This window comes from Pseudomonas quercus (assembly GCF_012033695.1).
In the GTDB taxonomy this organism is placed as follows: Bacteria; Pseudomonadota; Gammaproteobacteria; order Pseudomonadales; family Pseudomonadaceae; genus Aquipseudomonas; species Aquipseudomonas quercus.
On the sequence record NZ_JAAVJI010000016.1, the window covers coordinates 73,548 to 100,495 of the forward strand.

26 protein-coding genes and 2 pseudogenes are annotated in these 26,948 nt (G+C 59.9%); 13 read left to right on the forward strand and 15 right to left on the reverse strand.

What is annotated here, in order from left to right:
* The first annotated feature begins 176 nt into the window (after nt 1-176).
* Nucleotides 177-443 carry a DUF2790 domain-containing protein gene (locus HBH25_RS20265; protein WP_168085746.1) on the forward strand — a complete coding sequence of 89 codons (267 nt, stop codon included), beginning with the start codon at nt 177-179 and terminating at the stop codon, nt 441-443.
* Nucleotides 444-467: 24 nt separating this feature from the next.
* Here the strand turns inward: HBH25_RS20265 and HBH25_RS20270 are convergent, their stop codons facing one another.
* The 7 genes from HBH25_RS20270 to HBH25_RS20300 all read right to left on the reverse strand — a co-directional run bounded on the left by HBH25_RS20270 (nt 468) and on the right by HBH25_RS20300 (nt 7,654).
* A complete protein-coding gene (locus tag HBH25_RS20270; protein WP_168085747.1) occupies nt 468-1,670 on the reverse strand; it encodes an MFS transporter in 1,203 nt (400 codons plus the stop codon).
* 34 nt (nt 1,671-1,704) lie between these two features.
* Nucleotides 1,705-3,105 carry an amino acid permease gene (locus HBH25_RS20275; protein WP_168085748.1) on the reverse strand — a complete coding sequence of 467 codons (1,401 nt, stop codon included), beginning with the start codon at nt 3,103-3,105 and terminating at the stop codon, nt 1,705-1,707.
* Between the two features lie 114 nt (nt 3,106-3,219).
* Complete coding sequence (gene rluB / locus HBH25_RS20280; RefSeq protein WP_168085749.1) at nt 3,220-4,347, reverse strand: 23S rRNA pseudouridine(2605) synthase RluB; 1,128 nt, start codon at nt 4,345-4,347, stop codon at nt 3,220-3,222.
* Nucleotides 4,348-4,462: 115 nt separating this feature from the next.
* Nucleotides 4,463-5,326, reverse strand: coding sequence for an SMC-Scp complex subunit ScpB (scpB, locus tag HBH25_RS20285; protein WP_168085750.1), 864 nt, complete (start codon nt 5,324-5,326; stop codon nt 4,463-4,465).
* A gap of 21 nt (nt 5,327-5,347) precedes the next feature.
* Nucleotides 5,348-6,046 carry a segregation and condensation protein A gene (locus tag HBH25_RS20290; protein WP_168085780.1) on the reverse strand — a complete coding sequence of 233 codons (699 nt, stop codon included), beginning with the start codon at nt 6,044-6,046 and terminating at the stop codon, nt 5,348-5,350.
* 107 nt (nt 6,047-6,153) lie between these two features.
* Nucleotides 6,154-6,783, reverse strand: coding sequence for an L-threonylcarbamoyladenylate synthase (locus HBH25_RS20295; RefSeq protein WP_168085751.1), 630 nt, complete (start codon nt 6,781-6,783; stop codon nt 6,154-6,156).
* A gap of 13 nt (nt 6,784-6,796) precedes the next feature.
* The gene (locus HBH25_RS20300; protein ID WP_168085752.1) at nt 6,797-7,654 is read right to left on the reverse strand and encodes a PHP domain-containing protein; all 858 of its coding nucleotides are present in this window, start codon (nt 7,652-7,654) and stop codon (nt 6,797-6,799) included.
* 66 nt (nt 7,655-7,720) lie between these two features.
* On the opposite strand from HBH25_RS20300, the gene HBH25_RS20305 reads away from it, so the two are divergent.
* The 5 genes from HBH25_RS20305 to HBH25_RS20325 all read left to right on the forward strand — a co-directional run bounded on the left by HBH25_RS20305 (nt 7,721) and on the right by HBH25_RS20325 (nt 11,284).
* Nucleotides 7,721-8,314, forward strand: a complete 594-nt coding sequence (locus HBH25_RS20305; RefSeq protein WP_168085781.1) for a septation protein A — start codon at nt 7,721-7,723, stop codon at nt 8,312-8,314.
* Between the two features lies 1 nt (nt 8,315).
* Nucleotides 8,316-8,621: a YciI family protein gene (locus HBH25_RS20310; RefSeq protein WP_168085753.1), complete on the forward strand. Its 306-nt coding sequence runs from the start codon at nt 8,316-8,318 to the stop codon at nt 8,619-8,621.
* A 6-nt stretch (nt 8,622-8,627) separates the two neighbouring features.
* A complete protein-coding gene (locus tag HBH25_RS20315) occupies nt 8,628-9,305 on the forward strand; it encodes a response regulator transcription factor (protein ID WP_168085754.1) in 678 nt (225 codons plus the stop codon).
* 121 nt (nt 9,306-9,426) lie between these two features.
* The gene (locus HBH25_RS20320) at nt 9,427-9,870 is read left to right on the forward strand and encodes a Spy/CpxP family protein refolding chaperone (RefSeq protein ID WP_168085755.1); all 444 of its coding nucleotides are present in this window, start codon (nt 9,427-9,429) and stop codon (nt 9,868-9,870) included.
* A 79-nt stretch (nt 9,871-9,949) separates the two neighbouring features.
* Nucleotides 9,950-11,284 carry a sensor histidine kinase gene (locus HBH25_RS20325; RefSeq protein ID WP_168085756.1) on the forward strand — a complete coding sequence of 445 codons (1,335 nt, stop codon included), beginning with the start codon at nt 9,950-9,952 and terminating at the stop codon, nt 11,282-11,284.
* 9 nt (nt 11,285-11,293) lie between these two features.
* Here the strand turns inward: HBH25_RS20325 and HBH25_RS20330 are convergent, their stop codons facing one another.
* On the reverse strand, nt 11,294-11,866 hold the full coding sequence (locus HBH25_RS20330) for an NAD(P)H nitroreductase (protein ID WP_168085757.1): 573 nt from the start codon (nt 11,864-11,866) through the stop codon (nt 11,294-11,296).
* Nucleotides 11,867-11,961: 95 nt separating this feature from the next.
* On the opposite strand from HBH25_RS20330, the gene HBH25_RS20335 reads away from it, so the two are divergent.
* The gene (locus HBH25_RS20335; RefSeq protein ID WP_168085758.1) at nt 11,962-13,416 is read left to right on the forward strand and encodes a TrkH family potassium uptake protein; all 1,455 of its coding nucleotides are present in this window, start codon (nt 11,962-11,964) and stop codon (nt 13,414-13,416) included.
* 60 nt (nt 13,417-13,476) lie between these two features.
* The gene (locus tag HBH25_RS20340; RefSeq protein ID WP_168085759.1) at nt 13,477-13,788 is read left to right on the forward strand and encodes an Mpo1-like protein; all 312 of its coding nucleotides are present in this window, start codon (nt 13,477-13,479) and stop codon (nt 13,786-13,788) included.
* Here HBH25_RS20340 and HBH25_RS20345 read toward each other — a convergent pair.
* The 3 genes from HBH25_RS20345 to recQ form a co-directional block, all read right to left on the reverse strand.
* Nucleotides 13,785-15,983 carry a type IV pilus assembly protein FimV gene (locus tag HBH25_RS20345; protein WP_168085760.1) on the reverse strand — a complete coding sequence of 733 codons (2,199 nt, stop codon included), beginning with the start codon at nt 15,981-15,983 and terminating at the stop codon, nt 13,785-13,787. The two genes, HBH25_RS20340 and HBH25_RS20345, sit on opposite strands and share 4 nt — an antisense overlap.
* Before the next feature lie 82 nt (nt 15,984-16,065).
* On the reverse strand, nt 16,066-16,503 hold the full coding sequence (locus HBH25_RS20350) for a MarR family transcriptional regulator (protein ID WP_168085761.1): 438 nt from the start codon (nt 16,501-16,503) through the stop codon (nt 16,066-16,068).
* 124 nt (nt 16,504-16,627) lie between these two features.
* Nucleotides 16,628-18,763 carry a DNA helicase RecQ gene (gene recQ / locus HBH25_RS20355; protein ID WP_168085762.1) on the reverse strand — a complete coding sequence of 712 codons (2,136 nt, stop codon included), beginning with the start codon at nt 18,761-18,763 and terminating at the stop codon, nt 16,628-16,630.
* A gap of 164 nt (nt 18,764-18,927) precedes the next feature.
* On the opposite strand from recQ, the gene HBH25_RS20360 reads away from it, so the two are divergent.
* A complete protein-coding gene (locus HBH25_RS20360) occupies nt 18,928-19,515 on the forward strand; it encodes a UPF0149 family protein (RefSeq protein ID WP_168085763.1) in 588 nt (195 codons plus the stop codon).
* A 292-nt stretch (nt 19,516-19,807) separates the two neighbouring features.
* Here HBH25_RS20360 and HBH25_RS20365 read toward each other — a convergent pair.
* Nucleotides 19,808-20,199 (reverse strand): annotated as a pseudogene (locus tag HBH25_RS20365) (transposase); the annotation flags it as partial.
* A gap of 174 nt (nt 20,200-20,373) precedes the next feature.
* Nucleotides 20,374-21,705, reverse strand: a complete 1,332-nt coding sequence (locus HBH25_RS20370; RefSeq protein ID WP_168085764.1) for a hypothetical protein — start codon at nt 21,703-21,705, stop codon at nt 20,374-20,376.
* Nucleotides 21,706-22,336: 631 nt separating this feature from the next.
* Between HBH25_RS20370 and HBH25_RS23920 the strand changes: the two are divergent.
* The 4 genes and pseudogenes from HBH25_RS23920 to HBH25_RS20390 form a co-directional block, all read left to right on the forward strand.
* Nucleotides 22,337-22,444, forward strand: a pseudogene (locus tag HBH25_RS23920) (DUF4113 domain-containing protein); the annotation flags it as partial.
* A gap of 620 nt (nt 22,445-23,064) precedes the next feature.
* On the forward strand, nt 23,065-23,715 hold the full coding sequence (locus HBH25_RS20380) for a hypothetical protein (protein ID WP_168085765.1): 651 nt from the start codon (nt 23,065-23,067) through the stop codon (nt 23,713-23,715).
* A gap of 542 nt (nt 23,716-24,257) precedes the next feature.
* The gene (locus HBH25_RS20385; RefSeq protein WP_168085766.1) at nt 24,258-24,695 is read left to right on the forward strand and encodes a GNAT family N-acetyltransferase; all 438 of its coding nucleotides are present in this window, start codon (nt 24,258-24,260) and stop codon (nt 24,693-24,695) included.
* 235 nt (nt 24,696-24,930) lie between these two features.
* The gene (locus HBH25_RS20390) at nt 24,931-25,368 is read left to right on the forward strand and encodes a GNAT family N-acetyltransferase (RefSeq protein WP_168085767.1); all 438 of its coding nucleotides are present in this window, start codon (nt 24,931-24,933) and stop codon (nt 25,366-25,368) included.
* 88 nt (nt 25,369-25,456) lie between these two features.
* Here HBH25_RS20390 and HBH25_RS20395 read toward each other — a convergent pair whose 3' ends face one another.
* Both HBH25_RS20395 and HBH25_RS20400 read right to left on the reverse strand, forming a co-directional pair.
* On the reverse strand, nt 25,457-26,125 hold the full coding sequence (locus HBH25_RS20395) for a hypothetical protein (RefSeq protein ID WP_168085768.1): 669 nt from the start codon (nt 26,123-26,125) through the stop codon (nt 25,457-25,459).
* A 213-nt stretch (nt 26,126-26,338) separates the two neighbouring features.
* The gene (locus tag HBH25_RS20400; protein WP_168085769.1) at nt 26,339-26,836 is read right to left on the reverse strand and encodes an HIT family protein; all 498 of its coding nucleotides are present in this window, start codon (nt 26,834-26,836) and stop codon (nt 26,339-26,341) included.
* Nucleotides 26,837-26,948 lie beyond the last annotated feature (112 nt).

The window sequence follows — 26,948 nt, forward strand, 5'->3', positions numbered from 1 at the left end:
CTTCAAAGCCTGCCTGTTATCACCGCTTGGCGCGCGCCTAGAATGCACCCCGCCAGCAATGGCAAACCTGCTGAACAGCCCCCACGAAGGTCTGCTTTCACCCCTCCCTGACGAGACGCCCGCGATCCGGAAAACGGTCGCGCGGGCACGCTCGACCGTAAAAAAGGTAAGCCGAAATGACTCGCTTCACGTTCACCTTGTCCGCCTGCATCGCAACCTTTGCCTTAGGCACAGCGTTGCCGGCCTTTGCCAAGGCGGACTCGGAAGAACCCGTGGTTGAACACTACACTTACGCCACCACCCTGGACGTCGCCCATGTGGTAAGCGTGGACCCGGTGCCTAACGTGTGCCAGGCAGTACCGGTGCGCATGACCTACGACGACAGCCAGGGCCAGCGGCATGTGATGGAGTACGAGGTGATGGGCAACGGGTGTACGGACTGAAACACAGCCTTGTACCGTAAACCCCTATAACGGCTCATCCGCATGTCGAGGGGCATTCAGGGCCTGCTTGTACAGCCGCAGGCTGAGCAACAGGCCGGCCGCCGCCGCCAGGGCTGCCATGAGGAAGATCGACGCAAACCCGAAGCCGGACGCCACTGCACCTGCGATCGGGCCAGTAAGGCCCAGCGACAAGTCGATGAACAGCGAGTAGGCACCTACCGCCGCACCACGGCTGGCTGCGGGCACCAGGTTCACGGCCTCTACGCCCAGTGCTGGGAACACCAGGGAGAACCCGAAGCCGCTCAGGGCTGCACCCGCCATGGCCCATTCCATGCTGGGGGCCACCCAAAGCAGCAGCAACCCCAGGGTTTCTACCCCAAGGCATGCGATGGCCACACGAAAGCCACCCAGGCGGTTGATCATGCCGCCGAACAGCAGGCGGGCAAAAATGAAGCAGCTGCCGAAGATGGACAGGCACAGCGCGGCATCCCCCCAGTGCTGAGTCGCGAAATACAGGGTGATGAAGGTCGCGATGGTGCCAAAGCCGATACCGCCCAAGGCCAGGCCACAACCGTGGGGCAATACCCGCCCCAGCACATGGATAAAGGGCAGGCGTTCGCCGCTCACGATAGGGGCCGGGACTTTGCGCCAGGCCAGGGCGATGCCCAACGCTGACAGCAGCATCACGGCAACCCCCATGCTCCACAGCCCCAACTGCCCCACCAGCCATACCCCGCCGGGCGCACCGATGGCCAGCGCACCATAGCTGGCAATGCCATTCCAGGAAATGACCTTGGCAGTATGGGCCGAGCCCACGCGCCCAATACCCCAGCCAATGGAACCGGAGCCCACCAGGCTTTCGGCCGAGCCCAGCACGACCCGGCCGATGAACAGGCATGCCAGGCTCAACCCCGGCATGGCCTGGAACCAGGCCGCCAGCAGCATGAACACACCACTGAGCCCACAGCCACCCAAGCCGATGATCACGGCTTTCTTGCTGCCTCGGTTGTCGATGAGGCGGCTGGCATAGGGCCGGCTGAGCAAGGTGGCCAGGTACTGAACGCTAATCACCAACCCGGCCAGCACCGCGCCGTAGCCCAGGTCGGTATGCACGAACCCGGGCAGAACAGCCAGTGGAATGCCAATGTTCAGGTAACCGATGAACGTGAACAGTACGATGGAAACCACTTGCAGCGTGATTGCCAGGGGGTGCGGCGTAGAAGACATGAGCGGTGCCGTAGAAGCCATGAATGGAAAGAGCCTAGCTGGCCGGACGCGTACCGGCACGGGCCGATTTCAGCCGGTACAACACCAGCGATAGCGCGACCCACACCGGTATCATCAACACGGGCACGTGCATCCCCATGGCCCACATCACACCCAGGATCAATACCACAAAGGCCAGGCACAGGTAGTTGCCCGTCGGATACCACACAGCCTTGAACAGCGGTGCCTGGCCAATACGGTTCAAGTGCTGGCGGAAGCGCAGGTGCGACCAGCTGATCATGGCCCAGTTGATCACCAGAGTGGCCACCACCAAGGCCATCAGCACCTCCAGTGCATCGTGAGGCATCAGGTAATTAAGCAGCACGGTAATGGCTGTCACCACTGCCGAGGCCAGCACCGCCACTACCGGCACGCCGCGACGGTCCAGGCGGGCCAGGGCAGCAGGCGCATCGCCCTGCTCTGCCATGCCCACCAGCATGCGCCCATTGCAGTAGGCCCCGCTGTTGTAGACCGATACGGCTGCCGTCAGCACCACAAAATTGAGCACATGGGCGGCGGTGTCACTGCCTAGCAAGGCAAATACCTGAACGAATGGGCTGGCGCTGTAGCCGTCCCCGCCTGCCCCCAGGGTAGCCAGCAGGCTGTCCCAGGGAATAAGGGACAACAGCACAACCAGGGCGCCCACATAAAAGATCAGGATGCGCCAGATCACCTGATTGATCGCCTTGGGGATGACCTCACGGGGTTTGTCGGCCTCAGCCGCCGTGAAGCCGAGCATTTCCAGCCCGCCGAACGAAAACATGATCAGGGCCAATGCCATCACCAGCCCGTGCAGGCCATTGGGGAAAAACCCGCCGTGTGCCCAGAGGTTCGTGACGCTCGCCTGAGGGCCCCCGTGGCCGGAGACCAGCAACCAGGTGCCCAGGCCTATCATGCCCACCACTGCCACAACCTTGATGATGGCAAAGCAGAATTCAGCCTCCCCGAACACCCGTACGTTGGTCAGGTTTACTATCGTGACCAGGGCAAAGAAGCCTGCCGCCGAGACCCAGGTAGGGATCTCTGGCCACCAGTACTGGATGTACTTGCCCACTGCCGTGAGTTCGGACATGCCCACCAGCGTATACAGCAACCAGCAGTTCCACCCCGAGAGAAAGCCGGCAAACCCGCCCCAGTAGCGGTGGGCGAAGTGGCTGAAGGAGCCGGCCACCGGTTCCTCGACGATCATTTCCCCCAACTGGCGCATGATGAGAAAGGCAATGAACCCACACAGGGCATAACCCAGGATCATGGACGGGCCGGCAGACTTGAGCACACCGGCAGAGCCCAGGAACAGACCGGTGCCGATGGCGCCGCCCAAAGCGATAAGCTGGATGTGACGGTTTTTCAGGCCGCGCTGGAAAGCGCCTGTGTCGCGAGGGTGGGAAGCGGTCAAAAGCGGTTACCTTGAAAACGATTACGCACCCTGCGCCGATCACGAATAGCGGGGTGCCATTTCACTACCGGCAGGCTGAAACACACTGCCCGGCCAAGGCCGGGCAGCGGGGGTTCAACGCTTGGCCGGACCTTTCGGAGCGCCAGCGGGCTTACCAGAAGGCTTGCCGGACTGACGACTGCTTGGCTTGCCGCCGGGTGCAGCGGAAGGCTTGCCTTCCGATGGGCGACGGCCGTTGCCACGCACTTCGCTGGGGCGCTCGGCCACTACCGAACCCCGCGCAGGTGCTGGCCGTGGGCGCTGTTCTTCACGTGCCGCACGGGGTGCGCGCTCATCGGCGTCCGCTGCAGGGCGCACCTGGCGTACACGCTCGTTACGGCCCAGCGGGCGCGCCGACTTGCGTTGCATACGTTCCAGCTTGTCCTTGGCCTTGGCGGTTTGCACCGGCATGGCCACCGACGCCAGCCCTACTTCAGCGGCCAGGATGTCCACTTCGTGCTGGCCCAGCTCACGCCAGCGGCCCATGGGCAGGTCCGAATTCAGGAACACCGGGCCAAAGCGCACGCGCTTCAAGCGGCTGACCACCAGCCCTTGGGACTCCCACAACCGGCGCACTTCGCGGTTGCGGCCCTCCATCACCACGCAGTGGTACCAGTGGTTGAAACCTTCACCGCCCGGCGCCTCCTGGATATCGGTGAATTTGGCCGGGCCGTCTTCGAGCACCACGCCTTCCTTCAAGCGGGCGATCATGTCGTCGTCCACTTCACCACGCACGCGCACGGCGTATTCGCGGTCCATCTCATACGACGGGTGCATCAGGCGGTTGGCCAGCTCACCGTCGGTGGTAAACATCAGCAGGCCCGTGGTGTTGATGTCCAGCCGGCCGATGTTGATCCAGCGGCCTTCACGTGGGCGCGGCAGGCGATCGAATACGGTGGGGCGGCCTTCCGGGTCGTCGCGGGTGCAGATTTCACCATCGGGCTTGTTGTAGATGATCACGCGGCGCACGGTTTCGGCCGCTTCTTCGCGCTTGATCAACTTGCCGTCAACGGTGATGGCATCGTGCAGGTCTACCCGCAGGCCCAAGGTGGCCACCTTGCCGTTGACCTTGATGCGGCCTTCGCCGATCCAGGCTTCCACGTCGCGGCGCGAGCCTACGCCAATGCGGGCCAGTACTTTCTGGAGTTTTTCCCCGGCTGGGGGCAACGGCGCATCAGCGGCGTCGATAACGTGTTCATTCATGGTTGGCACCTCCCGGTGGGTAGACGACACGGCGGCTTTCGCCGAAAAGGGCGCGCATGATACGCCCAAATGACGCTGCGGCGTAGCTGAGGTTACAAAGTTTCAGACCAGTGCCTTAGCGAGGCCTCTCGCTGTTGACGTTGCCGTCGGCCTCAGGCGCCGCTTCGTCAGCCTCCGTGCCTGGTGGTTCAAGGCCTGGCACTGGCCCCGTATCTGGTGCCGAACCGGGTTCGGTATCCGGCAGTGGCTCAGGTAAGCGCAGGTCATCGAAGTCTGTCTTCAAGCCCGCCTCCATGTCATCCAGTTCCAGCAACAGGCTGCGGAAGCTGGTTTCTTCGGCAGGCGCAGCCTCTTCATCTTCCACCACGCCCCCACTGGCGTCGGCCAGTGCCTGGAGGTGCGCCGGCACGGGCGCGTCTTCGTCGTCCATCAAGGGGGCAGGTTCAAGCTCGCGCAAGTCAGCCAGCGGTGGCAGCTCGTCGAGGTTTTTCAAATTGAAATGGTCCAGGAATGCCTTGGTGGTGGCAAACATGGCGGGCCGACCGGGCACTTCCCGGTGCCCTACCACGCGAATCCACTCTCGCTCCAGCAGGGTCTTGACGATGTTGCTGTTAACCGCCACGCCTCGTACGTCTTCGATCTCGCCACGGGTGATGGGTTGGCGATAGGCGATAAGCGCCAGGGTCTCCAGCATGGCACGCGAGTACCGCTGGGGGCGCTCTTCCCACAACCGCCCCACCCAGGGCGCATACCGCTCACGGATCTGCAGGCGGTAGCCGGAGGCCACTTCCACCAGTTCGAAAGCCCGGTTGTCACAGGATTTGCGCAGCAGGTCCAGCGCTTTGCGAAACACCGAAGGGCCTGGGCGCTCGCCCTCTTCAAACAGCTCGTAGAGCCTGTCCAGGCCCTGGGGTTTACCGGAGGCGAGTAAAAAGGCTTCGAGCAGAGACGCCAGCTCGCGAGGTTCATTCAGGTTCATCGGGGGCCCAGGTAGGTACGTTCAGTCTGCTCGCACCCGTACATGGATGGCAGCAAAGGCCTCATTTTGCACCAGCTCGATCAAAGATTCCTTCACAAGTTCGAGAATGGCCATGAACGTCACCACCACACCCAGCTTGCCCTCGTGCGCCGCGAACAGGTCGATAAAGGGCACAAAGGCACCCCCCTTGAGCTTTTCCAGGACCTCACTCATACGCTCGCGGGTAGACAGCGCCTCACGGCTTACCTGGTGGCTTTCGAACATGTCGTTGCGCCGCATCACCTCGGCCATGGCCAGCAGCACTTCCTCCAAGGCAACGTCCGGTAACAGGCGCCTGGCCTTGGCCTGGGGCGCGTCCAGTTGTGGCACCTGAATCTCCCGGCCCACCCGAGGCAGTGCTTCGATACCCTCGGCCGCAGCCTTGAAACGTTCGTATTCCTGCAAACGGCGAATCAGCTCGGCTCGGGGGTCGCCCTCCTCTTCCTCGACGTCTGCCGACCGAGGCAACAGCATGCGGGACTTGATCTCCGCCAGCATGGCCGCCATCACCAGGTACTCGGCCGCCAGCTCCAGCCGAATGGTTTTCATCAGCTCCACATAGGCCATGTATTGCCGGGTGATATCGGCCACCGGTATGTCCAGCACGTCGATGTTCTGCTTGCGAATCAGGTACAGCAGCAGGTCAAAGGGCCCCTCGAAGGCTTCAAGGAAGACTTCCAGCGCATCCGGCGGGATGTAGAGGTCCTGGGGCAGGTCGGTGAACGCTGCGCCATATACCCTGGCCGGCTGTGGCGTGTCCGTGGCCGCTACCGCCTCGGCGGCTGACGTCATGCGCCCGCCTCGAAAGGCGTGGGGTCGCCACACCCCACCCGCACCACCTGTGGGTCATTGCTGGAAAGGTCCACCACGGTAGAGGCCGCACCGCCGCCAGGGCCGCCGTCAATGATCAGGTCCACCTGGTGCTTGAGCCTTTCACGCATCTCGTCGATGTCGCTCATGGGTTCTGTGTCACCGGGCAGAATCAGGCTCACGCTCATCAACGGCTCGCCCAGCGCCTCCAATAGTGCTTGGGCAATGGGATGCTGGGGCACCCGTAGGCCAATGGTACGGCGCTTGGGGTGCAGCAGCAGCCGCGGCACTTCACGGGTAGCACTGAGGATAAACGTGTACGGGCCGGGCGTATGGGCCTTCAGCAACCGGAAAGCGGCGGTGTCCACTTTGGCGAACAGGCCCAGCTGCGACAGGTCGCTGCACAGCAGCGTGAAATTGTGGCGATCATCCAGCTGGCGCAAGCGCCGAACACGCTCGATGGCCGATTTTTCACCGATGCGGCAGCCTACTGCGTAGGACGAGTCCGTGGGGTACACCACCACACCGCCTGCGCGAATGATATCCACGGCCTGCTTGATCAGCCGTGCCTGGGGTGTTTGCGGGTGAATCTGAAAGAACTGGCTCACGTGATAATCCTGATCATAGGCCTGCGCGCTCATTGCCAAAACGCTCCCACAGTAACGGCAGGTCTTGCGGAAGCGCGCGGTAGCTGCCGATTTCTCCCCAATTGCCGGGCCCGTGGAAATCGCTGCCCGCACTGGCCAGCAGCTTGAATTCCCGAGCCAGGATGGCGAGGGTTCCTGTTTGTTCGTCCGCCTGCTGACCATTGACCACTTCCAAGGCATGCCCCCCTGCCTGCTGATAGTCGGTGATCAGGCGCCGACGCTTGCTTCGATTGAAATCATAGTGCATCGGGTGAGCAAGGCTTACCCAGGCGCCTGCACGGCGCAGCGTGCGAACGGTGTCTTCGAGGGTGGGCCAATGCTGCTTCACGTCACCGATCTTGCCCGCGCCCAGCCAACGCTTGAACGCCGCCTGCCTGTCTGGCACCCACCCTTTCTGGACGAGGTAATCGGCAAAGTGGGGGCGCGCGGGGGCGTTGCGGCTGTCGCCCAACGCCGCCTGAAGCGCACGTGCCCCCTCCAGCGCACCGGGCATGCCCTTGGCCGCCAGCCGGCGGTCGATTTCCTCGGCCCGTAGCCAGCGCCCGGTGTGCAACGCTTCCAGGGCTTCAGATAGCTCAGGCGCATCCCGTTCAAACCCGTACCCCAGCACGTGAATGGTGGCCCCACCCCACGTGCAGGACATTTCAACGCCGCTGACCCACTGCATACCCAGGTCGGTGGCGGCTGCATGGGCTTCGCTCAAGCCATCCAGGGTGTCGTGGTCAGTGAGCGCAATCAGCTTCACGCCCTGCGCATGGGCCCGGGCAATCACACTGGCCGGGGCCAGGGCGCCGTCGGAGGCCGTGCTGTGACAGTGCAGGTCAACATTCATGGGCGGCACTTTCGAGTTCAGGAAGGTTTGCTATTATGCCGCCACATCCTGCGCCTGGCTGCCATTGTGAAACAACTGATCGACTTTATTCCGCTGCTGCTGTTCTTCGTGGTCTACAAAACCGACCCCCGCACCCTGGACATCGCCGGGCACAGCATTGCCTTTGGGGGTATCTTCAGTGCGACCGCGGTGCTGATCGGCAGTTCGCTGCTGGTGTATGGCATTCTCTTCCTTCGCCAGCGGCGGCTGGAAAAAGGCCAATGGCTCACCCTGCTAGGGTGCCTGGTGTTTGGCGGCATGACCCTGGCCTTCCACAGCGAAACCGTTCTCAAATGGAAAGCGCCCGTAGTGAACTGGCTGTTTGCCCTGGCGTTCCTGGCTAGCCACTTCATCGGGGACCGTGTGCTGGTTCAACGCATCATGGGCCACGCGCTTACCTTGCCGGAGCCGGTGTGGAAACGCCTGAATGTGGCCTGGATCATTTTCTTCGTGGTGTGCGGCGCGGCCAACCTGTTTGTGGCCTTTACCTACGAACGGTTCTGGGTCGACTTCAAAGTATTTGGCAGCCTGGGCATGACCCTGTTGTTCCTGGTGGGCCAAGGCATCTACCTGTCGCGCCACCTCCATGACCAAGCCCCTACTCCCAAGACCAAGGACTGACATGCTCTACGCAATCATTGCCACCGATGTAGAAGGGTCACTGGACAAACGCCTGGCTGCACGCCCGGCGCACCTGGAGCGTCTGCAAGCCTTGCAGAACCAAGGTCGCCTTGTACTGGCGGGCCCTCACCCGGCCATCGACAGCATCGACCCTGGCGGCGCCGGCTTCAGCGGGAGCCTGGTGGTGGCCGACTTCGACTCACTGATCGCTGCGCGGGAGTGGGCCGAAGCCGATCCCTACAGCGTGGCAGGCGTGTATGCAGACGTGACGGTAAAACCGTTCAAGCAAGTTTTCCCAAGCGCCTGATCGACCATGAGCGATCTGCTGCTAATAGACGACGATGTGGAGCTGTGCGAATTGCTGGGCAGCTGGCTGACCCATGAAGGTTTCCAGGTACGCGCCTGCCATGACGGGCGCAGCGCGCGCCTGGCCCTTGCCCAGTCAGCACCGGCTGCCGTAGTGCTGGATGTGATGCTGCCCGATGGCAGCGGGCTGGAGCTGCTCAAGCAGTTGCGCGCCGAGCATGCCGAGCTCCCTGTCGTGATGCTCTCGGCACGGGGGGAGCCGCTGGACCGCATTCTTGGCCTGGAGCTTGGCGCGGATGACTATGTGGCCAAGCCCTGCGACCCGCGTGAGCTGACTGCGCGCGTTCGGGCGGTACTACGGCGAACCCACCCCACAGCCACCACCACCCAGATCGAACTGGGCGACCTGACCTTCAGCCCGGCCCGCGGCGTGGCCAACATCGATCAGCACGCCATTTCCCTCACCCTCTCGGAAAGCCGCATTCTGGAGGCGCTGCTTCGCCAACCCGGGGAACCCCTGGACAAGCAGGAGCTGGCCCAACTGGCCCTGGGCCGCAAGCTGACCCTTTACGACCGCAGCCTGGACATGCACGTGAGCAACCTGCGCAAAAAGATCGGCCCCCACCCCGATGGCCGCCCGCGCATCGTAGCCCTGCGTAGCCGAGGCTATTTCTATGCCCGCTGACTGTCAGCAGGCGCCTTACGGTGTTTACGGAGTCTTTACCCAGGCCTGACTGCCCTTGACGCTGCCGCCCGTACACTGAGCCCATCCGGTAAACGACCGGCAATGAACAAGGAGCTACACCATGCGCAAGACACTGACTGCCCTGCTGTTCGCAGCCACCCTGCCCACCCTGGCCATGGCGGCCCCTGAAGCCCCACTGCCAGGCCCTGAAGACGGCCCGCGTGAAGGCCCAATGATGATGCACCACCGTGGCCCAGGCCCGCTCGAACGCTTGGACCTGACCCGCGACCAACGCGACCAGGTGCGCCAGCTGACGGACGAGCAGATGCAGCACCGCCGCGAAATCACTGACACTTACCTGGACAAGCTGTCGGCCACCGACAAAAAGGCCATGCAGGACGCAATCACTGCCAACGAAACCAAAACGCGCACCAGCATTCGCGCCCTGCTCAAGCCTGAACAGCAGAAAGCGTTCGACGACATGAACAAGGTGCAGGACCAGCGCCGTGCCGAGTGGGCCGAGTTCCAGGCCTGGAAGGCACAGAAAGCCCAGAAAACCCAGTAACACCAAGCTCTCCCAGACCCGGCCACTGCGCCGGGTTCTGTTTATCCAGCGCGAGCGTTATCACACACGAGGTGCCCCGTTGCGTTCATTGTTCTGGCGAATCCTGGCGAGTTTCTGGCTGGCAATCACATTGGTGGCCGGCCTGTCCGTGCTGATGGGGCATGTACTGAACCAGGATGCCTGGATTCTCAGCCGCCACCCGGCACTCAAGCATTTTTCCCAGGCATGGACCAAGCGCTACGAAGCCCAGGGCGCTGACGCCGCCGAGCAGTTGCTGGAGGACCACAAACGCGAGTTTCATGTGGACACCCAGGTGCTGAACGAGGCTGGCGAGGCGGTGGTGCCCGGCACCTTCCCCCGCCGTGCACAGGACTTCGAGGCCCGTCAGAGCCATGATGACCGGCAACTGCCCTGGCGGCGGCTTACCACGGAGTACACCAGCCCTACCACAGGCGATACTTACCTGTTCATCTACCGGATACCGCACCCGGAACTGGATGCCTGGCACCGGGACAGCCTGTTCTGGCCCATTGGCGCACTGGGCATTGCGCTGGTGGTGCTCACCGTGTTCAGCCTGCTGGTCACGCTGTCCATCACCCGCCCCCTGCAACGCCTGCGTGGCGCTGTCCATGACCTGGGCCAGGCGACCTACCAGCAGCACACCCTGGCGCAACTGGCTGGGCGGCGCGATGAGTTCGGCGTGCTGGCCAACGACTTCAACCGCATGGGCGCGCGCTTGCAAAGCCTGATCAACAGCCAGCGGCAGTTGCTGCGGGATGTGTCCCATGAGCTGCGCTCCCCTCTGGCGCGCCTGCGTATCGCCTTGGCCTTGGCCGAGCGTGCCGAGCCTGCAGAGCGGGAGCGCCTATGGCCGCGGCTGACCCGCGAGTGCGACCGGCTGGAAGCGCTGATCAGCGAAATTCTGGTGTTGGCCAGGGTAGACGCCGAGCAGACCAGCGCAGAGCAGGTTGCACTGGAGCCACTGGTAGCAGGCCTTGTTCATGACGCTCAGGTCAGTTCGCCGGAACAATCCATCACCTTGGCCATTGCGCCTGGGCTGACACTGCGCAGCTGGCCCATCCTGCTGGAACGTGCCATCGACAACCTGGTGCGCAATGCCGTGCGCTTCAACCCGGCCGGTGAGCCTATCGAAATCAGCGCTGCGGTGGGTGGGGGCGAAGTGATTATCACGGTGCGAGACCACGGCCCAGGTTGCGCGCCGGAACACTTGGCACAGCTGGGGGAACCATTCTACCGTGCGCCAGGCCAGCCTGCGCCCGGCCATGGCCTGGGGCTGGCGATCGCCCGCCGTGCTGCCGAGCGCCAAGGTGGCCGGCTTGTGCTCGGCAACCATGACGACGGTGGGTTTGTGGCGCGCCTGGAATTACCCTTGGTACCGCCTTCTGCGGCGTGACTGGACTGCTTATTGGGTGCCGCCAGGGCCGGGCCACTGCGCCACGAACCCTTCCGCTGAGCTACGGCTCGCGGGCCGTATGTCATGGGCGGGGGTACCCAGGTAGATGAAGCCAATGATCTGCTCGTGCTCGGCCAGCCCCAGGCCTGCGGCCACAGACGGCGCGAAGGACAACTCACCGCTGCGCCACATGGCGCCGAGGCCTTGGGCATAAGCTGCCAATAGCAGGCCATGTACAGCGCACCCTGCGGTGAGCACCTGTTCGGAAGCCGGCACTTTGGGGTGAGGCTGTACAACGGCAACCGCCACCACAACCAATGGCGCGCGCAAGGGCCCTTTGCGGGCTTTTTCGATGGCGGCCTCGTTGGCGTCGTCCTTGGCCGCAGCGGCCTGGGCGAGCAGTTCGCCAAGGGCCAAACGGGCGTCACCTTCCACCGTAAGGAAACGCCAGGGGCGCAACTGGCCATGGTCCGGTGCCCGCATGGCCGCCTCGAACATGAGTTCACGCTGCGCTGCGCTGGGTGCGGGGTCGATGAGGCGGCTGACAGAGACACGCTCAAGCAGGGCTTGAAGGGCTTGCATGGGGCACTCCTATGGGTAACGGTAAACCAGTCTACCGTTTACACCGCACCGCTCGCAGGTAAAATATCCGGCCCTTTTCCCCCAGCGTGCGCTTAATGTCACTGTCGACCCTTCGTGTCATCGGCTTCATCATCGGCATCTTTTTGCTCACGCTGGCGGTCGCCATGGTCATTCCCATGCTCACCCTGGTGCTGGCTGACCGTACCGAAGACCTGCACAGCTTTCTGTGGGCCAGCCTGTTGACCTTCTTGTGCGGCCTGGCGCTGGTGATCCGAGGCCGCCCTGATCAAAGCAACCTGCGCCCACGCGACATGTACTTGCTGACCGTCAGCAGTTGGGTGCTGGTAGCCGTCTTCGCTGCGCTTCCCTTTCATTTCACTACCCACATCAGCTACACCGATGCCTTCTTTGAAAGCATGTCGGGCATCACCGCCACGGGGTCAACGGTGCTGAGCGGGCTGGACACCCTGTCGCCAGGGATTCTGATGTGGCGCTCATTGCTGCATTGGCTCGGCGGCATCGGCTTTATCGCCATGGCCGTGGCCATCCTGCCACTGCTGCGCATTGGCGGTATGCGCCTGTTCCAGACCGAGTCCTCGGACCGCTCGGAAAAACTGATGCCCCGTTCCCATATGGTGGCCAAGTCCATTGTGTTGGTATACGTAGGTATCACTGTGCTGGGTACGCTTGGGTTGTGGGCGGCGGGGATGAGCCTGTTCGACGCCGTCAACCATGCCATGTCGGCCATTTCAACCGGTGGGTTCTCTACCTCCGATCAATCCGTGGCTAAGTGGCAGCAGCCTGCGGTGCACTGGGTGGCGATCGTGTTGATGATCCTGGGTAGCCTGCCCTTCACCCTGTATGTGGCCACCGTGCGCGGCAACTACCTGGCGTTGGTACGGGATGCGCAGGTGCAAGGTTTTCTGTCACTGTTGCTGGCCTGCTGGCTGGTGCTTGGCGCATGGTACTGGTACGCCACCGGCCTGCCTTGGTACGACGCCTTGCGCCATGTAGCATTCAATGTCACATCGGTGGTAACCACCACAGGGTTTGCATTGGGGGACTACAGCCTGTGGGGCAACTTCGCGCTCATGTTCTTCTTCTACCTGGGCTTCATTGGCGGGTGCTCGGGCTCTACGGCAGGTGGCATCAAGATTTTCCGGTTCCAGGTCGCCTACATTCTGCTCAAGGCCAGCCTGAATCAACTGATTCACCCGCGTGCCGTCATTAGCCAGCGTTACAACCGCCACCGGCTGGACGAAGACATCGTGCGTTCGATCCTGACCTTCTCCTTCTTCTTCGGCGCAACCATCGGGTTGATCGCCTTGGCACTCGGCCTGCTGGGCCTGGACTGGATGACCGCCCTTACCGGCGCAGCCAGTACCGTGTCGGGTGTGGGCCCTGGGTTGGGAGACACCATCGGGCCAGCAGGCAATTTTGCGCCGCTGCCTGATACCGCGAAGTGGCTGCTCTCGTTTGGCATGTTGCTGGGGCGCCTGGAGATCATCACCGTGCTGGTACTGTGCATGCCGGCGTTCTGGCGGCATTGAGCCCTACCGTGGCATTGGCTATGCTCAACGCCGTACACAGGCGCAACAGCGAGAAGCCTTATGCGCAATGCCAACGATTTCGCCAGTTTTGCCGAGTTCTATCCCCATTACCTGGCTGAACACAGCAATACCACTAGCCGGCGCCTGCACTTTGTAGGCACCAGCCTTGCCATTGTGTTTGTGACGTACGCGTTCGCTACCCTCAACCCTTGGCTGCTGCTAGCGGTGCCCGTGGCCGGCTATGGTTTTGCCTGGGTGGGGCACTTCTTTTTCGAACGCAACCGCCCCGCCACCTTCAAGTACCCGCTGTACAGCCTGATGGGCGACTTTGCCATGTTCCGCGACTTGATCACCGGTAAGCTTGCTTTCTAGATAGTGTCCAGCAATGCCCGCGCCGCCGCCCTGGCGGCCTCATCACCGTCCTGCAACATCTCATGCAGCAGCCAGCTGGCCTCCTGAGGCTGGCCCTGGGCAATAAGGGCTCGCGCCTGATCCAAGCGGTCTGCACCCAATGCCTGGCTCTCGATGGCGTCGAAGTCGATACTCAACTCGTCCAGGTCTGGCAGGTCATCTATCTGAAGGTCGTGCTCGCTCAACGTTGGCAGGTCCGACGGCTCATCCGCGAAACGCTCGAGAAACGCTGCATCCAGGCCGTCGTCTACGCTGCTCGCAGGCGCCAGAGGATCCTCAGCAAAATCGCTGAGAAACTCTTCCTCCGGTAGTTCCATCACCTCAGGCAGCTCACGCAGGTTGGAGAAGAACAGGCTTTCATCCATGGCAGGCGCCTCGGCCACGGGAGGCTGAGCACGGGCTGCCGCAGGGGTAGGCTCGAAAGGGTCCATGGAAGACCAGTCTGCATCCATGGCAAGGTCTTCCAGGTTCAGCTGAAACTCATTGACCTGCTCCTCTACAGGCTTTGACTCGGGCCGGGTGGCCTCGATCGGGCCATCCAGGTCACCCAGGGCATCGAAGTCAATGTCCAGGTCGGAGGCAGGAGCCTGCGCCGGCACTGTTTCAGCCTCGAACAGCGGAATGTCTTCTGCCGCGCTCTGGGCAGGCGGCTCGGAGGCGCGACCAGCACGCGTGTTGGCAGCTAGTGCGCCGCCTGCCGCCGCGCCAGCTGCCAATGCCACGGCGGCGGAGGCCAGTTGCGGGAAACGGGAACGGGTTTGGTCCAGCACCGCATCTTGCTCTCCGTTGGCCCGAAGCGCGGCCTCTTCCTCTGCGTAGGCATGGGCATTGCCTTGCAACCCCAGTACTTCCAGTATGCGCAGGCGCAGGTCACGCCGCTCTGGCTGGCGCTGTAGCCCCTCGCGCAGCACACCTAACGCCTCGTTGAAACGGCCATAAGCGATGTAGATACTGGCGGCGTCCAGCGCATCGGTGGTGGGCGGCTGCTCCCGACGCACCACAGCAGCCGGGGCAGAAGGCCTGTCTACAACAGGTTCCAAGGGCGCGGCGGTACTGGCTGCAACCGTTGCGGGCAACACCGGCGCTTCGATCACCGGGGTGCGCTGCCGGCGCCGTTGCAGCCACCAGGCAACGATCAGCAGCAGCAAGGCCAGCAGTGCGCCGAGCTGGAGCAGCCAGGTAAGGTCGTCCGTTTGCGGAGCGACCACCAGCGGTGCAGGCGTTGCCGCTTGCGTGCTGGGAGGTGGGGTGTTGGTGGTAGTGGCAGCAGCAGGCGTAGTGACAGGGGGCGCTGCAGGCGCAGGCCCCTCTGTCACGGGGTTGGCTGGCGCAGGCGCCGGAGCCTGGGCTTGGCCAGTGCTGGCTGCTGCTGGCGCAGACGACGCTGCGCGTGCTGCCGCGATGGCTTGCGCCTCAGCCAGCCGTGACTGCAATTCCGCCAATTGCTGGTCTTTGCTCTTGCGATCGTCTTCAAGGCCTTGAAGCTGGGTTTCCAGGTCGTCTACCGATTGTTGCAGCTGTTTGTTCTGGGCCGCCGTAGCCGTGAGTTGCTCACCTGCAGAGGCCGCGTCTGGCGAGCGGGCACCGCTGCTGCCTGCCTTGCGCGGTGCAGCAGGCGGCACAGCAGGCGGCGACGCCTGGGTTGGCATGGGCGCAACGGAAGATACAGGCTCAGGGCGAGCATCGGTGGGCACCAGAGGTGGCGCCAAGGCCACTGTGCCGGGCGGGTCCAGTAACACGGTATACGTTCGCAGCAATTGGCCGCTAGGTTGGGTGACCTGGACGATGAAGCTCAGGTAAGGCTCCACCACCACTTTGCTGGACGTGACGTGAATAACCTTTTGCCCATTGCGAAACAGCGGCGTGAACCGCAGGTCTGTCAGCAGAAAGGTGCGCTCGATACCTGCGCGGGCAAATTCTTCTGGCGTGCCCAGGCTGACAGTGATGTCACCCTCGTCCAGCCCCTGGGTATCAGACAGCAGGATATCGGCGTTGAACGGCTGGTTCAGGGCCGAGTGAAGGCTGATTTCGCCCAGGCCCAATGCGTTCGCCAGCCCAGACCATGCCAGCACGCACCCGCCTAGCAGTGAGTAGAGCGCCAGGCGGTTGGCCGAACAGGGCGCAGATCGAGTAACAGGGGTAAAACGCTTGCGCATGAGCATCCCTTGGGAACGACTTCCACAGCCTTCCTTATAGCCTGAGGCCAGCGAAACTCAAAGCCCGACGGCAGTGCCGCCCTCAGGAACGTTTTTCCAGATTATCCAGTACCCGGGCATGAACGGCCATGGCGGTGGCCAGATCCTGTTCGCTGATCCCCGTAAACAGTTCAGCCCTGAGTGCATTGGCAATGGTTTCGATCTGCTTGATCAAGGGCAATGCAGACTCGCTCAGGCTGATCTGCTTGGCCCTGCGATCTTCGACCACGGCCTGACGCCGAACCAGCCCCTGAGCCTCTAGGCTGTCGAGCAACCGTGCCAGGGTGGGCCCTTCCACCCCTACGCTGGTAGCGAGTTCGCGCTGTGTGGGGGAGGTGTCGAAGCGGGCCAGGTGCAGCAACACAAGCCAACGGGCTTGCGACAACCCAAGGCCGGCCAGCCGGCGATCGAGCTCGCCACGCCATCCTCGGGACAGCTGCGCCAACTGCATGCCAAATCGGTGTTGGTCAGTCAAAGACATAAGTGACTCATAACGAAAACACAATTATTAGCGAGCTAAGCATGGCCAACAGGCCTTGGCAAGCACCGACCCCAGTCAAATCAATCCTGAACGTTTCTGCCTCGCCCGTTGAACGAGGGCACACTTATAACTCGAACTCCGACTGCAGGGCGGCACGTACGCAGTACAGCACACCCTCCGGTACACGCCCTTGGAAATGGGGAGCGATTTCACTGACTGCGGGCAACTCGCCTTCCCCGTCCAGAAAGGCGTCCTGGACTTCACTTAGTAACGCTTCGGGCAAGTCCAACGCCTGCTCCAGCGACAACTGCTGGGCCGTGATCGCCTCGGCCAGCAGGGCATAGACATTCTTCTCTGTGCATTTGAGCTGCCCGGCAATCTGCGCGGGGGTCATGCCTGCACGGGCCAGGCTCACCAGTTCATGGCGTATATCCATTACCGGCTCTGGGGCAGCTGCGCTTGCGCCACCCGCCAACACGTCCAGGAAAGCTGCGCCGTAGCGTTCGAGCTTGCGCGCGCCTACACCGCTGACACGGCCCATGTCTGCAAGGGTAGAGGGCTGGCTGCGTAGCATTTCCAGAAGGGTCGAATCCGGGAAAATGACATAGGGCGGTACACCGTGCTCCTCGGCCAGGCGCCGGCGCAAGGCGCGCAAAGCGTCCCATTGTTCACGCTCTTCGCCACGGACCAGCTGGCTGGCAGGGCTACCGCCGCTGGTACGGGTAGCGGCTTGCGGTTTGAGCTCCTTGCGCAGTTCCAGGGTCACTTCACCACGCAGCAGAGGCCGGCAAGCGTCGGTGAGGCGCAGGCCGCCAAAGCCTTCAAGGTCCATATCCGCCAGGCCACGTGCCACCAGTTGGCGGTAAAGCGAGCGCCATTCGCTCTCAGAGCGCCCCTTGCCCACGCCGAACACCGCCAGGCGTTCATGACCGGCGTTTCGCACCTTCTCGTTGTCGCGGCCCAGTAGCACGTCTACCAGGTACCCTACCCCATAACGTTGGCCGGTACGGAAGATCGCGGAAAGTGCCTGCCGGGCCGGCTCCGTAGCATCCCAGGTCTGCACACCGTCCACACAGTTGTCGCAATGGCCGCAGGGCTGGGGCAGGTCTTCGTCGAAATAGGCAAGCAGGGCCTGGCGGCGGCATCGGGTTTCCTCACACAGCGCCAGCATGGCATCAAGCTTATGCTGCTCCACCCGCTTGTGCCGTTCGTCGCCCTCGGAGTTCTGCATCATCTGCTTGAGCATCAGCACGTCTTGCAGGCCGTAGGCCATCCAGGCATCGGCAGGCAACCCGTCGCGGCCACCGCGGCCCGTTTCCTGGTAATAGGCTTCCAGGGACTTGGGTAAATCCAGGTGGGCCACGAACCGAACGTTAGGCTTGTCGATCCCCATGCCGAACGCGATGGTGGCCACCATGATCAGCCCTTCTTCATTGAGGAAGCGCTTCTGGTTGGCGGCGCGCGTTTCGGACGGCAGGCCAGCGTGGTAGGGCAAGGCCGGAAAGCCCTGCTCAACGAGCTGCGCCGACACTTCGTCTACTTTCTTTCGGGAAAGGCAGTAGACAATCCCAGCATCCCCTTTGTGGTCCGCCAGGAACCCCAGCAACTGTTTGCGCGGCTGCTCCTTGGGCACGATCCGGTAAAAAATGTTGGGGCGGTCGAAACTGGACAGGAAACGCTCAGCGTCGTGCAGCTCCAAGCGATTAACGATTTCCTCTCGGGTACGCTTGTCTGCGGTGGCCGTAAGTGCGATGCGGGGCACATCGGGGAACAGCTGGGCCAGTTGGCCCAACTGAAGGTATTCAGGGCGGAAGTCGTGCCCCCACTGTGAAACGCAGTGGGCCTCATCGATGGCGAACAGCGCGACGTTCAATTGCTGGAGAAAGCTGAGCATACGTGGCTGTACCAGCCGCTCTGGCGCGAGGTACAGCAACTTGATTTCACCCTGGCGCAAGCGCACCGCCAGCTCCCGTTGCTGGTCGTTGTCCAGGGTTGAGTTCAATGCGGCGGCGGGCACGCCCAGTTCATCCAGGGTAGCGACCTGGTCGTCCATTAGTGCAATCAAGGGCGAGACCACAATGGTCAGCCCGTCGCGCAACAACGCTGGCACCTGGAAACACAGGGACTTGCCGCCCCCGGTAGGCATGAGCACCAACGCATCGCCACCACGGGCAACGCGCTCGATGATCGCGCCCTGGCGCCCTCGGAAGCTGTCGTAGCCGAAAACGTCCTTGAGAACACGTTGTGCCTGTTCGAGCATGCATCACTCCAGAAATCGCGGAAACGGCTGCCCGCGGGTCGCAAAAATGTCGGGCAGTATACCAAACCCCCCAAGGCCCAGCGCTTTTCCCTGGCCAGCGGTGGCGCTCACCCCGGTTCAGCGCCTAGAATTGCGCATAGTCATTTATCCCAAGGTAGTCATACATGTCTTTCGCCGAGCAACTTACCCGCCTGCAAGTGTTTCTGGATGCTGACGAGCTCCATGAAGAGGCGCTGGACTACGTCGCGGCGCAGGGCTACCTGACCGCGCTGTCCATGCTGACCAAACCGGTACCGGAGCGCGAGTGGATCGACGCGTTGTTTGCCGAGGAGCCCCAGTACGCCGACGCTGCCGAACGCGAGGCCATCGAAGGCACGCTGGTGCAACTGCAGGCGCACATTGCCCGCCAGTTGGCCAGTGATGAAGAATTCGAGCTGCCGTGCGACCTGGACCTGGGTGAAGACCCGGATGACTCCGAGCTGCGTGGCTGGTGCATCGGCTTTATGGAAGGCGTATTCCTGCGCGAGGAAGCCTGGTTCGAGACGGCGGAAGACGAAGTGAGCGAAATGCTGCTTCCGATCATGGTGGGTTCAGGGTTGTTCGATGAGCAGCCTGAGTTTGCCGACATCGCTAGCAACGCCGACCTGCAACAGGACATGGTGGTACAGATCCCTGAGGCCCTCACTGCCCTCTTCCTTCTGCACCAGGCGCCGGATGAGAAGCCTGCGCTGTTGAAGCCGCGTACGCACTGACCTGACTCGCTCCAGCCAGGTACCGCAGAGTAAGCGGTACCGTAGGCGCTAGGTTGTGCCTGCACTTGGTTGGAAGGGTTGGTGGGGCGTGGAGGATCGGCTATTACGAAGGCAATATTGCTCCACTGAGCTAAGCGTTGAGGCCACCTAGGGACAATGCTTTAGGCCATACGCGACACCCTTGGTAGTGCGAACTCCGGGGGTTGCCCTTGAGCGGTTTTGACTTGCTACTGGTGACACCATGTCATTTACGCTCCTCGGCCCCCTTGCGTCCTCTATCATTCCCCTCTCGGTGTGTGTGATGCGCCAGACGGCTTCCTGAAATCGGCGGTTTCTTCAGGTAGCGGCCCAAGTAATTCACCGTCTTTCGCCCGTTTTCCGTCTTCTTCGACAGATAAATGTGCCAGTGCTGGCCGTCCGCAGTGAGCACCAAGTGTCGCCAGTCACTTTCACAGGTGATATGCGCCAGCAGGTGTTGCACAGGTATTTGACGTGGGGAAAGCGGTCGCTGCCGCAGGTGTACTGCTTCAGTCCCAGGATCAAGGTGCCACAGGCCAGCATCTTGCTCACCGACTCCCCTTCGATCACGCGCAGACCGCCGGCCTCCAGCAAATCTGCCCATCAGCCATTGGCTGTGAACAGGCTTTTCAAAAGGTGGGGCTTGAAACTTGCGCGCATGGGCATGTTAAGCAATAGGCGCTATATGTTTTCTGCTTCGGTAACTTTGATCTTATCAATCGCTCGGGTTTCACTTTACTGCTGCCTTAGCCTTGTTGAGGTTCAAGTAGTGCGGCTTCATCGGCTTGCGCCATCGAATCTCGAAGGGAGCATGCCCCGGCGTAGCTGCACCGGGATTGCTCATACGCCCCCAGCGGTATTTGCACTGGCTGCATTCATTCTCTTTCTTTCATTTTCATGTGACACTATATTTTTAAGTTGAGACGTAGTTAGATCCGAAAATTGCATAGCTATTTGCGGGTATGGATAACCCTGTTCACGTAACGCGGTTACCTGATCTTTAACGTCTTGGCTTATCTTCGTGCGTTTACGCCGTGCTGTATCCTGTGCAAGGTCAGCTGGAATGGCTTCACCTGCCGGTGCACTTATCGGCAAGGGGACGGGCCTATGTCTGACAAGGCTACCCGCATGCGCGAAGATCGGCCCTTGTTGGGTGGGCCTATCAGGTGCATGTCTAGCTAAAGCATCATCCCGTTCAGTACGCTGGTTATCAAATAGAACCTGGGCCTGCAGTAACGCGTTTTTACGCGCGGCATCATGCACAGGTGCTTCGGGCCTCTGAGCCTGTTGTGCTTTGGCGGCACGCAGATCAGCAGCTATCCTGGACCATGGTTGCCCAAGTAAGTGCCTTTGAGCTATTTGGTTAACAGTATGTTGACGGTTTCTCTCAGGCGTTTGCGGTTGGCCAGGGGCGATGGAGCCAGCGTTAACCGCCTGTGACGCTAAGTCATGCTGTGGAATCGGCTCGGCCCTAGGGCCTTTAGCAGTGACAGCGGCGGTGGTTGTGTTGGTTTGCAGGGAGGGAACGTGGCGTCCATCGCTGCCTGAAAAGGCCTGCGAATTACGGCGTTTTGTGCCTTTGCTAATGCCTGGATTACTCACGTACAGCGACAGGTTAGTGGGCTGACTGGAGTACTCTCCAGGTACCTGTAACTCAGTAGGCAGCGCGGTAATGGCACCCTTTGGCTGCTCCTCTCGAGGTTTGTGCGTTTGCAGGGCAGGAGGCTCGAAATAGGCCTTGCAATAACTGTGGCTACCCTTTTCGCCACTGATCACTATAGCGGCTAAAGCACGCGACGGGGTCAGCGTGCAGGTGACCATCATCCGCTCAGGAAGGTTAAGTTTTTGGGGCAAATGCGTCGACGTCAAGTAATCCGTTGCACCTATAAGGTAGGAGTAGAGGCCGTTCTTATCTGGGGCCTCTGCCAGGGGGTCTTTCGGCATGTCTGCATGAAGTGCAGCGTGCAGGAGCGCCGCTTCGGTTTCAGAGAGTGACGACATGACCTTACCGATGTGGTAGTCAGCATCTCCGACCCGTAAGTGAGTGGCTAAAGAAGACAGCAGGCCCTGCGTCGACGATGTTACCTGCGTAACCGCTTCAGCCGGGTGCTTGCCCCCTGCCGCTGAGGCTACTTGATGAAGGGGAGAAGAAAGTAAATGTATAGGTGTCATGGCTGCCTTTTCATGTTGAGGGTAACGCATCCGGAATAGGCGGACCGATGCTGTTGGGTGGCTCAACAGCGCTAGTTGGTTCCGTCATACCTAGTACCCGTGGCGCGTTGAACGCAGTCACACGTGTCAGCCCTGCAGCGCCCTACCTTGATGGCAGGAACCAGGCAGGCGATCGACTTCTTCAATACTCAACACAAACCCATAGGCGCGTTCAGCCACTCGTCCAGTGGCGTGCGGGTAGGCGCTTGCACGCAGTGAAAGCCCCAGCCTTTCGCGCATGAAGCGGATAAGGGCTTACACGAGATTCAGCCCTTCCAACATGGACCTTACCGTGAGAGGCAGCTCGGGGAGCAAATGCATGGAAATCTCCTTCGGATACTCCGTTTAGTGGTGGATAGAGAAAACGAAAAAAACCGTACGCTAAGCGCTCGGTCTGTGAGGTTGAGGCCATAGAGAGTGACGCTGAGGCGTCAAAAAATGCAAAAAGCGGCCCTACCCTGACGCAAAGCGCTTAACCCGCCTGACGCCCGGTTCATGTGTACTCCAATCGGACACAGCCCAGGCGGTGTAAGGGATTGTCTTACTATCACAACGCTTAACGTACGGTTTTTCCGTTTTCTGCAGGCTCACCTTGATGACCAACGCGGCCACCTATGCCGTGGAGCGAGTCTTTCGTGAGGGCTACCGTTACAGCAAGGCTGAGGTGCTGCTGGACCTGCTGCAACCTAGTGCGTACACCAAACTAAATTATTTGTTAGCCCGTAGCCTGGCCGCTCTTGTCAATCTGGGGTACACCTCAAACCGGCGTTAGGATTCTCACTGGCACGGCGTCAGATTAAGGCCGCTCTTAGTCGGGCGCGCTTGCCGCCCTATGGGCTGATTACCCGAGGCACCGCGTCCAATGCTCGGCGATGCAGGCGTTCATGCAGTCGGTGAAGGTGCAACAGTTAGGCTGATACGTAAGGGTGGTAAAAGCGAGTTGTTGGTTGCTAACCAAGCACCTCATGGAACCTTCTACAAGTCAGGCCCACTTAGCGAGTCTATTCACTCGTCAGGTGCGGTCTAATGACCTCCATCAATCGATCCAACAGCATTCCCTGCACGCCCTTATCAACGGCCGAAGAGCCTACTACCGCCCTCCTTCAGGCTCCGCGCGCACGTTCGCAGTCAGCGCCTCCCCAAACTACACGGCCAGATGCGCCTCCCGCCAGGCCTAGGGCTAATTCGTTCCAGGGGCTCACAGCCGCCCGCCTAATAAACGGCTCGGCCCAGCAAGCTACCCCAGGTAGCGCTCCCCGGTTGTTGACAGGCGCGTGGAAAGATGCCAACGCCGATGTCCTAAACGTTGTAAGCAGCCACTTGCCTACGCAGGATAAACTGGCACTTTACCGCACTGGCGCTCAGATAAATAACATGCTGCATAGGGATCTGAACAAGGTTCCTGAAGATATACGCAAGGCATGGACGGCTTTTAGCAAAGGTACAAACAACACCCAAGACCTTGAGATATTGCTTGACCACTTGTTCGGACCAAGTGCTAGCGAACCCAATAAGCCGACACCCACCGCCCTGGACAAACAGGCTATTCTTGCCCAATTCAACACGCATATGGACGCACTAAAAAAGCCCGGCTCGCCAAATATAAAACCTCTCCAAAAACTATACGACTCGCTTGAAAATCCGAGCACGCACGATGCTCAGACCACCTTGGATTTAATCGACTGCCTGTTCAAATATGGCTTTGGCAAGCTACCAAAAACGGACCACTTACCCGAAATTTCAAACATAATTAACGCGCTCTTGAAAGTTGCTGAGGAAAACTCTACCCCACAGGCTTTAAAGCATCCGGATCATCAACAGGCCAGGCAGGCTACTATTTATAAGCTTCAGGCTGAAGCTGCGGAATCACTCGAACAAGTTAAGCACCAGAGCGAGTTAACGGTCCGTGACGTTTTGCCTCTACTCCTGGCGTTGAAAAAAATTGAAAAAATCAGCGCTTCGGCCCTTTAGTCGTCACAGCGTGGGCAAGGCTTATTAAACATTAGCCCGCTGGGCCTACAGCTCGGTGGGCCGCAGCCGATAGCGCGACATACCCTCTCATGAGTATCCGCGCATGTTGCTACGTCCGCCATTGCTGATGCGCTCAACCTAGTAAACGTCACTCTTGATGATATGAATATGGCGTATCCGGGATTTGATATACGCTTCGAGATCGAGGGTACGTCATGACAAAGAGAATAGGGCAGCGGCCGCTGAAGAGTCTGAATAGCTGCGGCCTAACCAGAGCCGCCAGACTATAGTTTGCAAGCCCCCTGTCCGCTTTTGGCCGTTAGCTGCACTGCGCCAAGGGCAGCTTTGGGTCGGTTGCTGCCTGTCGCCACCGGCAGCAACCGACCCATAGCGGTCGCTCAACACGGGCAGAAGTTGATCGTCTGCTGGTGTCGCCTAAGGTCAGGCTAAAACCTGTCAGGTGATGATCTGATTGGCTCAGCTATAGCAGGCATGGGACCATACCGCCCTGTCGACAGCCTGGTAGATCTAAAGGACTAGCAATGAAAACTCGTATTGAACTCAAGGTGAATCCAGAGGCCGATGAGCGTTCGGCAATCCTCCGGCCTTTGCGGGCCTACAATGTCGCCCAGACAGGTCATCACGAGCCTGAGTCCATTGCCCTGCTGGTACGGGATGAATGCACCAATGACGTGATTGGAGGGCTCTATGGTGAAATATTTTATCGTTGGTTATTTATTGAACTGCTAGCTATACCCGAAGCAACCAGAGGACAGGGCATTGGCTCAAGGCTGATGGAGATGGCAGAAGACGTAGCACGGGAAAAGGAATGTGTTGGGATCTGGCTCGATACTTTTGATTTCCAGGCGCCAGATTTTTACAAAAAATACGGTTATACCGAATTCGGTCATATTGATGACTTCCCACCTACTCACAAACGCTTCTTTTTACAGAAGCGCTTAGCGTATCAAGCAGATTAGAGCCGCTTATCCGTCCATCTGTTCTACTGCTGATAGAGGAACACATGAGGGAGTACGGACTGCGGCTTTGGGTCGGATGCGGCTAGTGGCGACAGGCAGCATCTGGCCTTTAGCTGCCCTCCATCAACGGCAGGTCTGGGTCGAAAGCCGCCCCTTGCGTGCCCACAATCATTACAGCAAGATCCCTTTGCACCTCAGAAGTGTTTCGTACTCCATCAGGGAGGATTGACCGTCAATGGAGATTCATCAGGTCACGCACCTGCCAACACAAATTCCCGCCCTTGAAAAAGAGGCAGTGGCAGAAGGCTTCAGGTTCATTACCCGGCTGACATCGGAATGGCATTCAGGAAGCAATCGCTTCAATGCGCCAGGTGAATGCCTAATGGCCGCGTATCTAAACCGCCAACTGGTGGGCATCGGCGGTCTGTCTGTTGATCCATTCACTCAAGCCCGCACAGGAAGGCTGCGGCGTGTTTATGTAACTCCTGCGTCACGAGGGCAACAGGTTGGCAGACAACTGGTAAACGCCTTGCTTGCCCACGCCGCTTTGCATTTTGAAACTGTGCGTCTCAACACCGACACTGCGCAGGGAAGCGCTTTTTACCTGTCCTGCGGCTTCACGCTAACTGAAGACGCTCAGGCGACGCACATCGTGCAGCTCAGAAACCTCTGACCCTGTCAGCTTTCGGCCAGAAGCGGCCCCTGATGTGGTGTTCGAAGAAATGCGAGGCTTTGCGTGATGAGAATCAGTTTTTTCCCTGCTAACCATTTGGGAGCCTTAAAATCGTATTTTCTTTCTCGGCGTTTGATTTCAGGATATTCAGCGAATCTATCTGTTCACGGGTCACACCAAGCTCGGCAAGGGCCTCATCGCGATCTGAAAACTCGAATTTTTTATTACTTAATATGCAATAGCAGCGCTTGTATGCTTCAAGTAAAAAGGGCTCTAAATTAATAATTAGCAATGAAATTCTAAACAGCGAGGTTTCTGATTCATGCTTTGTAAGTATATCGAGATACTTATTTACGTCGTACACATATCGAAATACTAACTTAATCCAATACCGTTGATCGACGCTAAATGAATGTGCTATTTCAGGATAATACTTATCCAATAACGGCAAACTCACTGTGGATGGTAAATTATGTCCTATGGGACGAGCTTTCGTGGCTATCGGTTCGCAGATTTCGAGGAGGTTTACGAGCGCTTGTTTACATATGTGCATAAGCTCATGAATATCTTCTTCGCAGCACTCCTTCTTCGCAATTTTTGCCCTGGCCTCTTTTCGAGCCGTTGAGTAGTAATTTAAACTAAAGGCTAAACCAGCACCTAAAACCGTACCCATCAACGGCAAAAATTTGTCCACCCAGCTTTTCACCGTAGTAGCTTGAATGTAGCTGAGGCACTGCGCGAAACCATCCATATCCATAATTTAAACGACTCTATGAGTATTAGTACAGTATGCCATGACAGAATGGACGATCTAACATAGTAGAGATACTGGCCATTCGTTCCGTCCCACAACCCAGAAAAGGTAGCTCTGGTCGACCTGAAAATGGTGAGGGCGAGTGGCAGCATTGGGTCGAGTGCTGCCCATGGATGGGGCACTGCCCCCCTAAGGCGACGCACCTGATGTGTGTGATCAGCAAGATTCCGAACCTGTGAACACTTTACGCAGTGCTTTGATGGCTTGCTCAATGGGTGGGCCTTGTACCAGTGGAGGATCAGGGCGCTCACAAAACTCCCTCCATACAAATAATGTCAGCTCTGCACCGTCGGTTTGTAGCAGGGCGTTACCGGCCGAGCCAAAAGCTTGGAGCGACCTGTACCTGTCGTCTTGCCAGAACAGGGTTTCTATCCAAGAGTAAATCGGGATGAAATGGAAATGGATGGAGTACCCCGCATCATGACCAAAACGGCCAATGTACAGACGTCGTGGTTGCAGGTACGTTTCGATGGCTTGCTGGGTTCTTGCCTGCAACGCCCCTAACTCTGCCAGCGCCTGCGCTGGAAGCGCGGCTAGTGAGTTTGTCATCTGCTTTGCGCTGAGCATCAGATAGCCTGGCAACGCACTGTCTGTGCGATGGTTCACTACCCAATGAGCTGACTCATGAATGATGAAGCGAGGCGGTATGTCCATATGGCTGCCTTGAAGGGTGGCTAAAGCAGAAGTACCACCTGGATTTTTGGAGGAGTCAGCTGTAGGCCGAGAACAACCCCGATAGGAGGGGGGCTTTGGGCCAGTTGCCGCC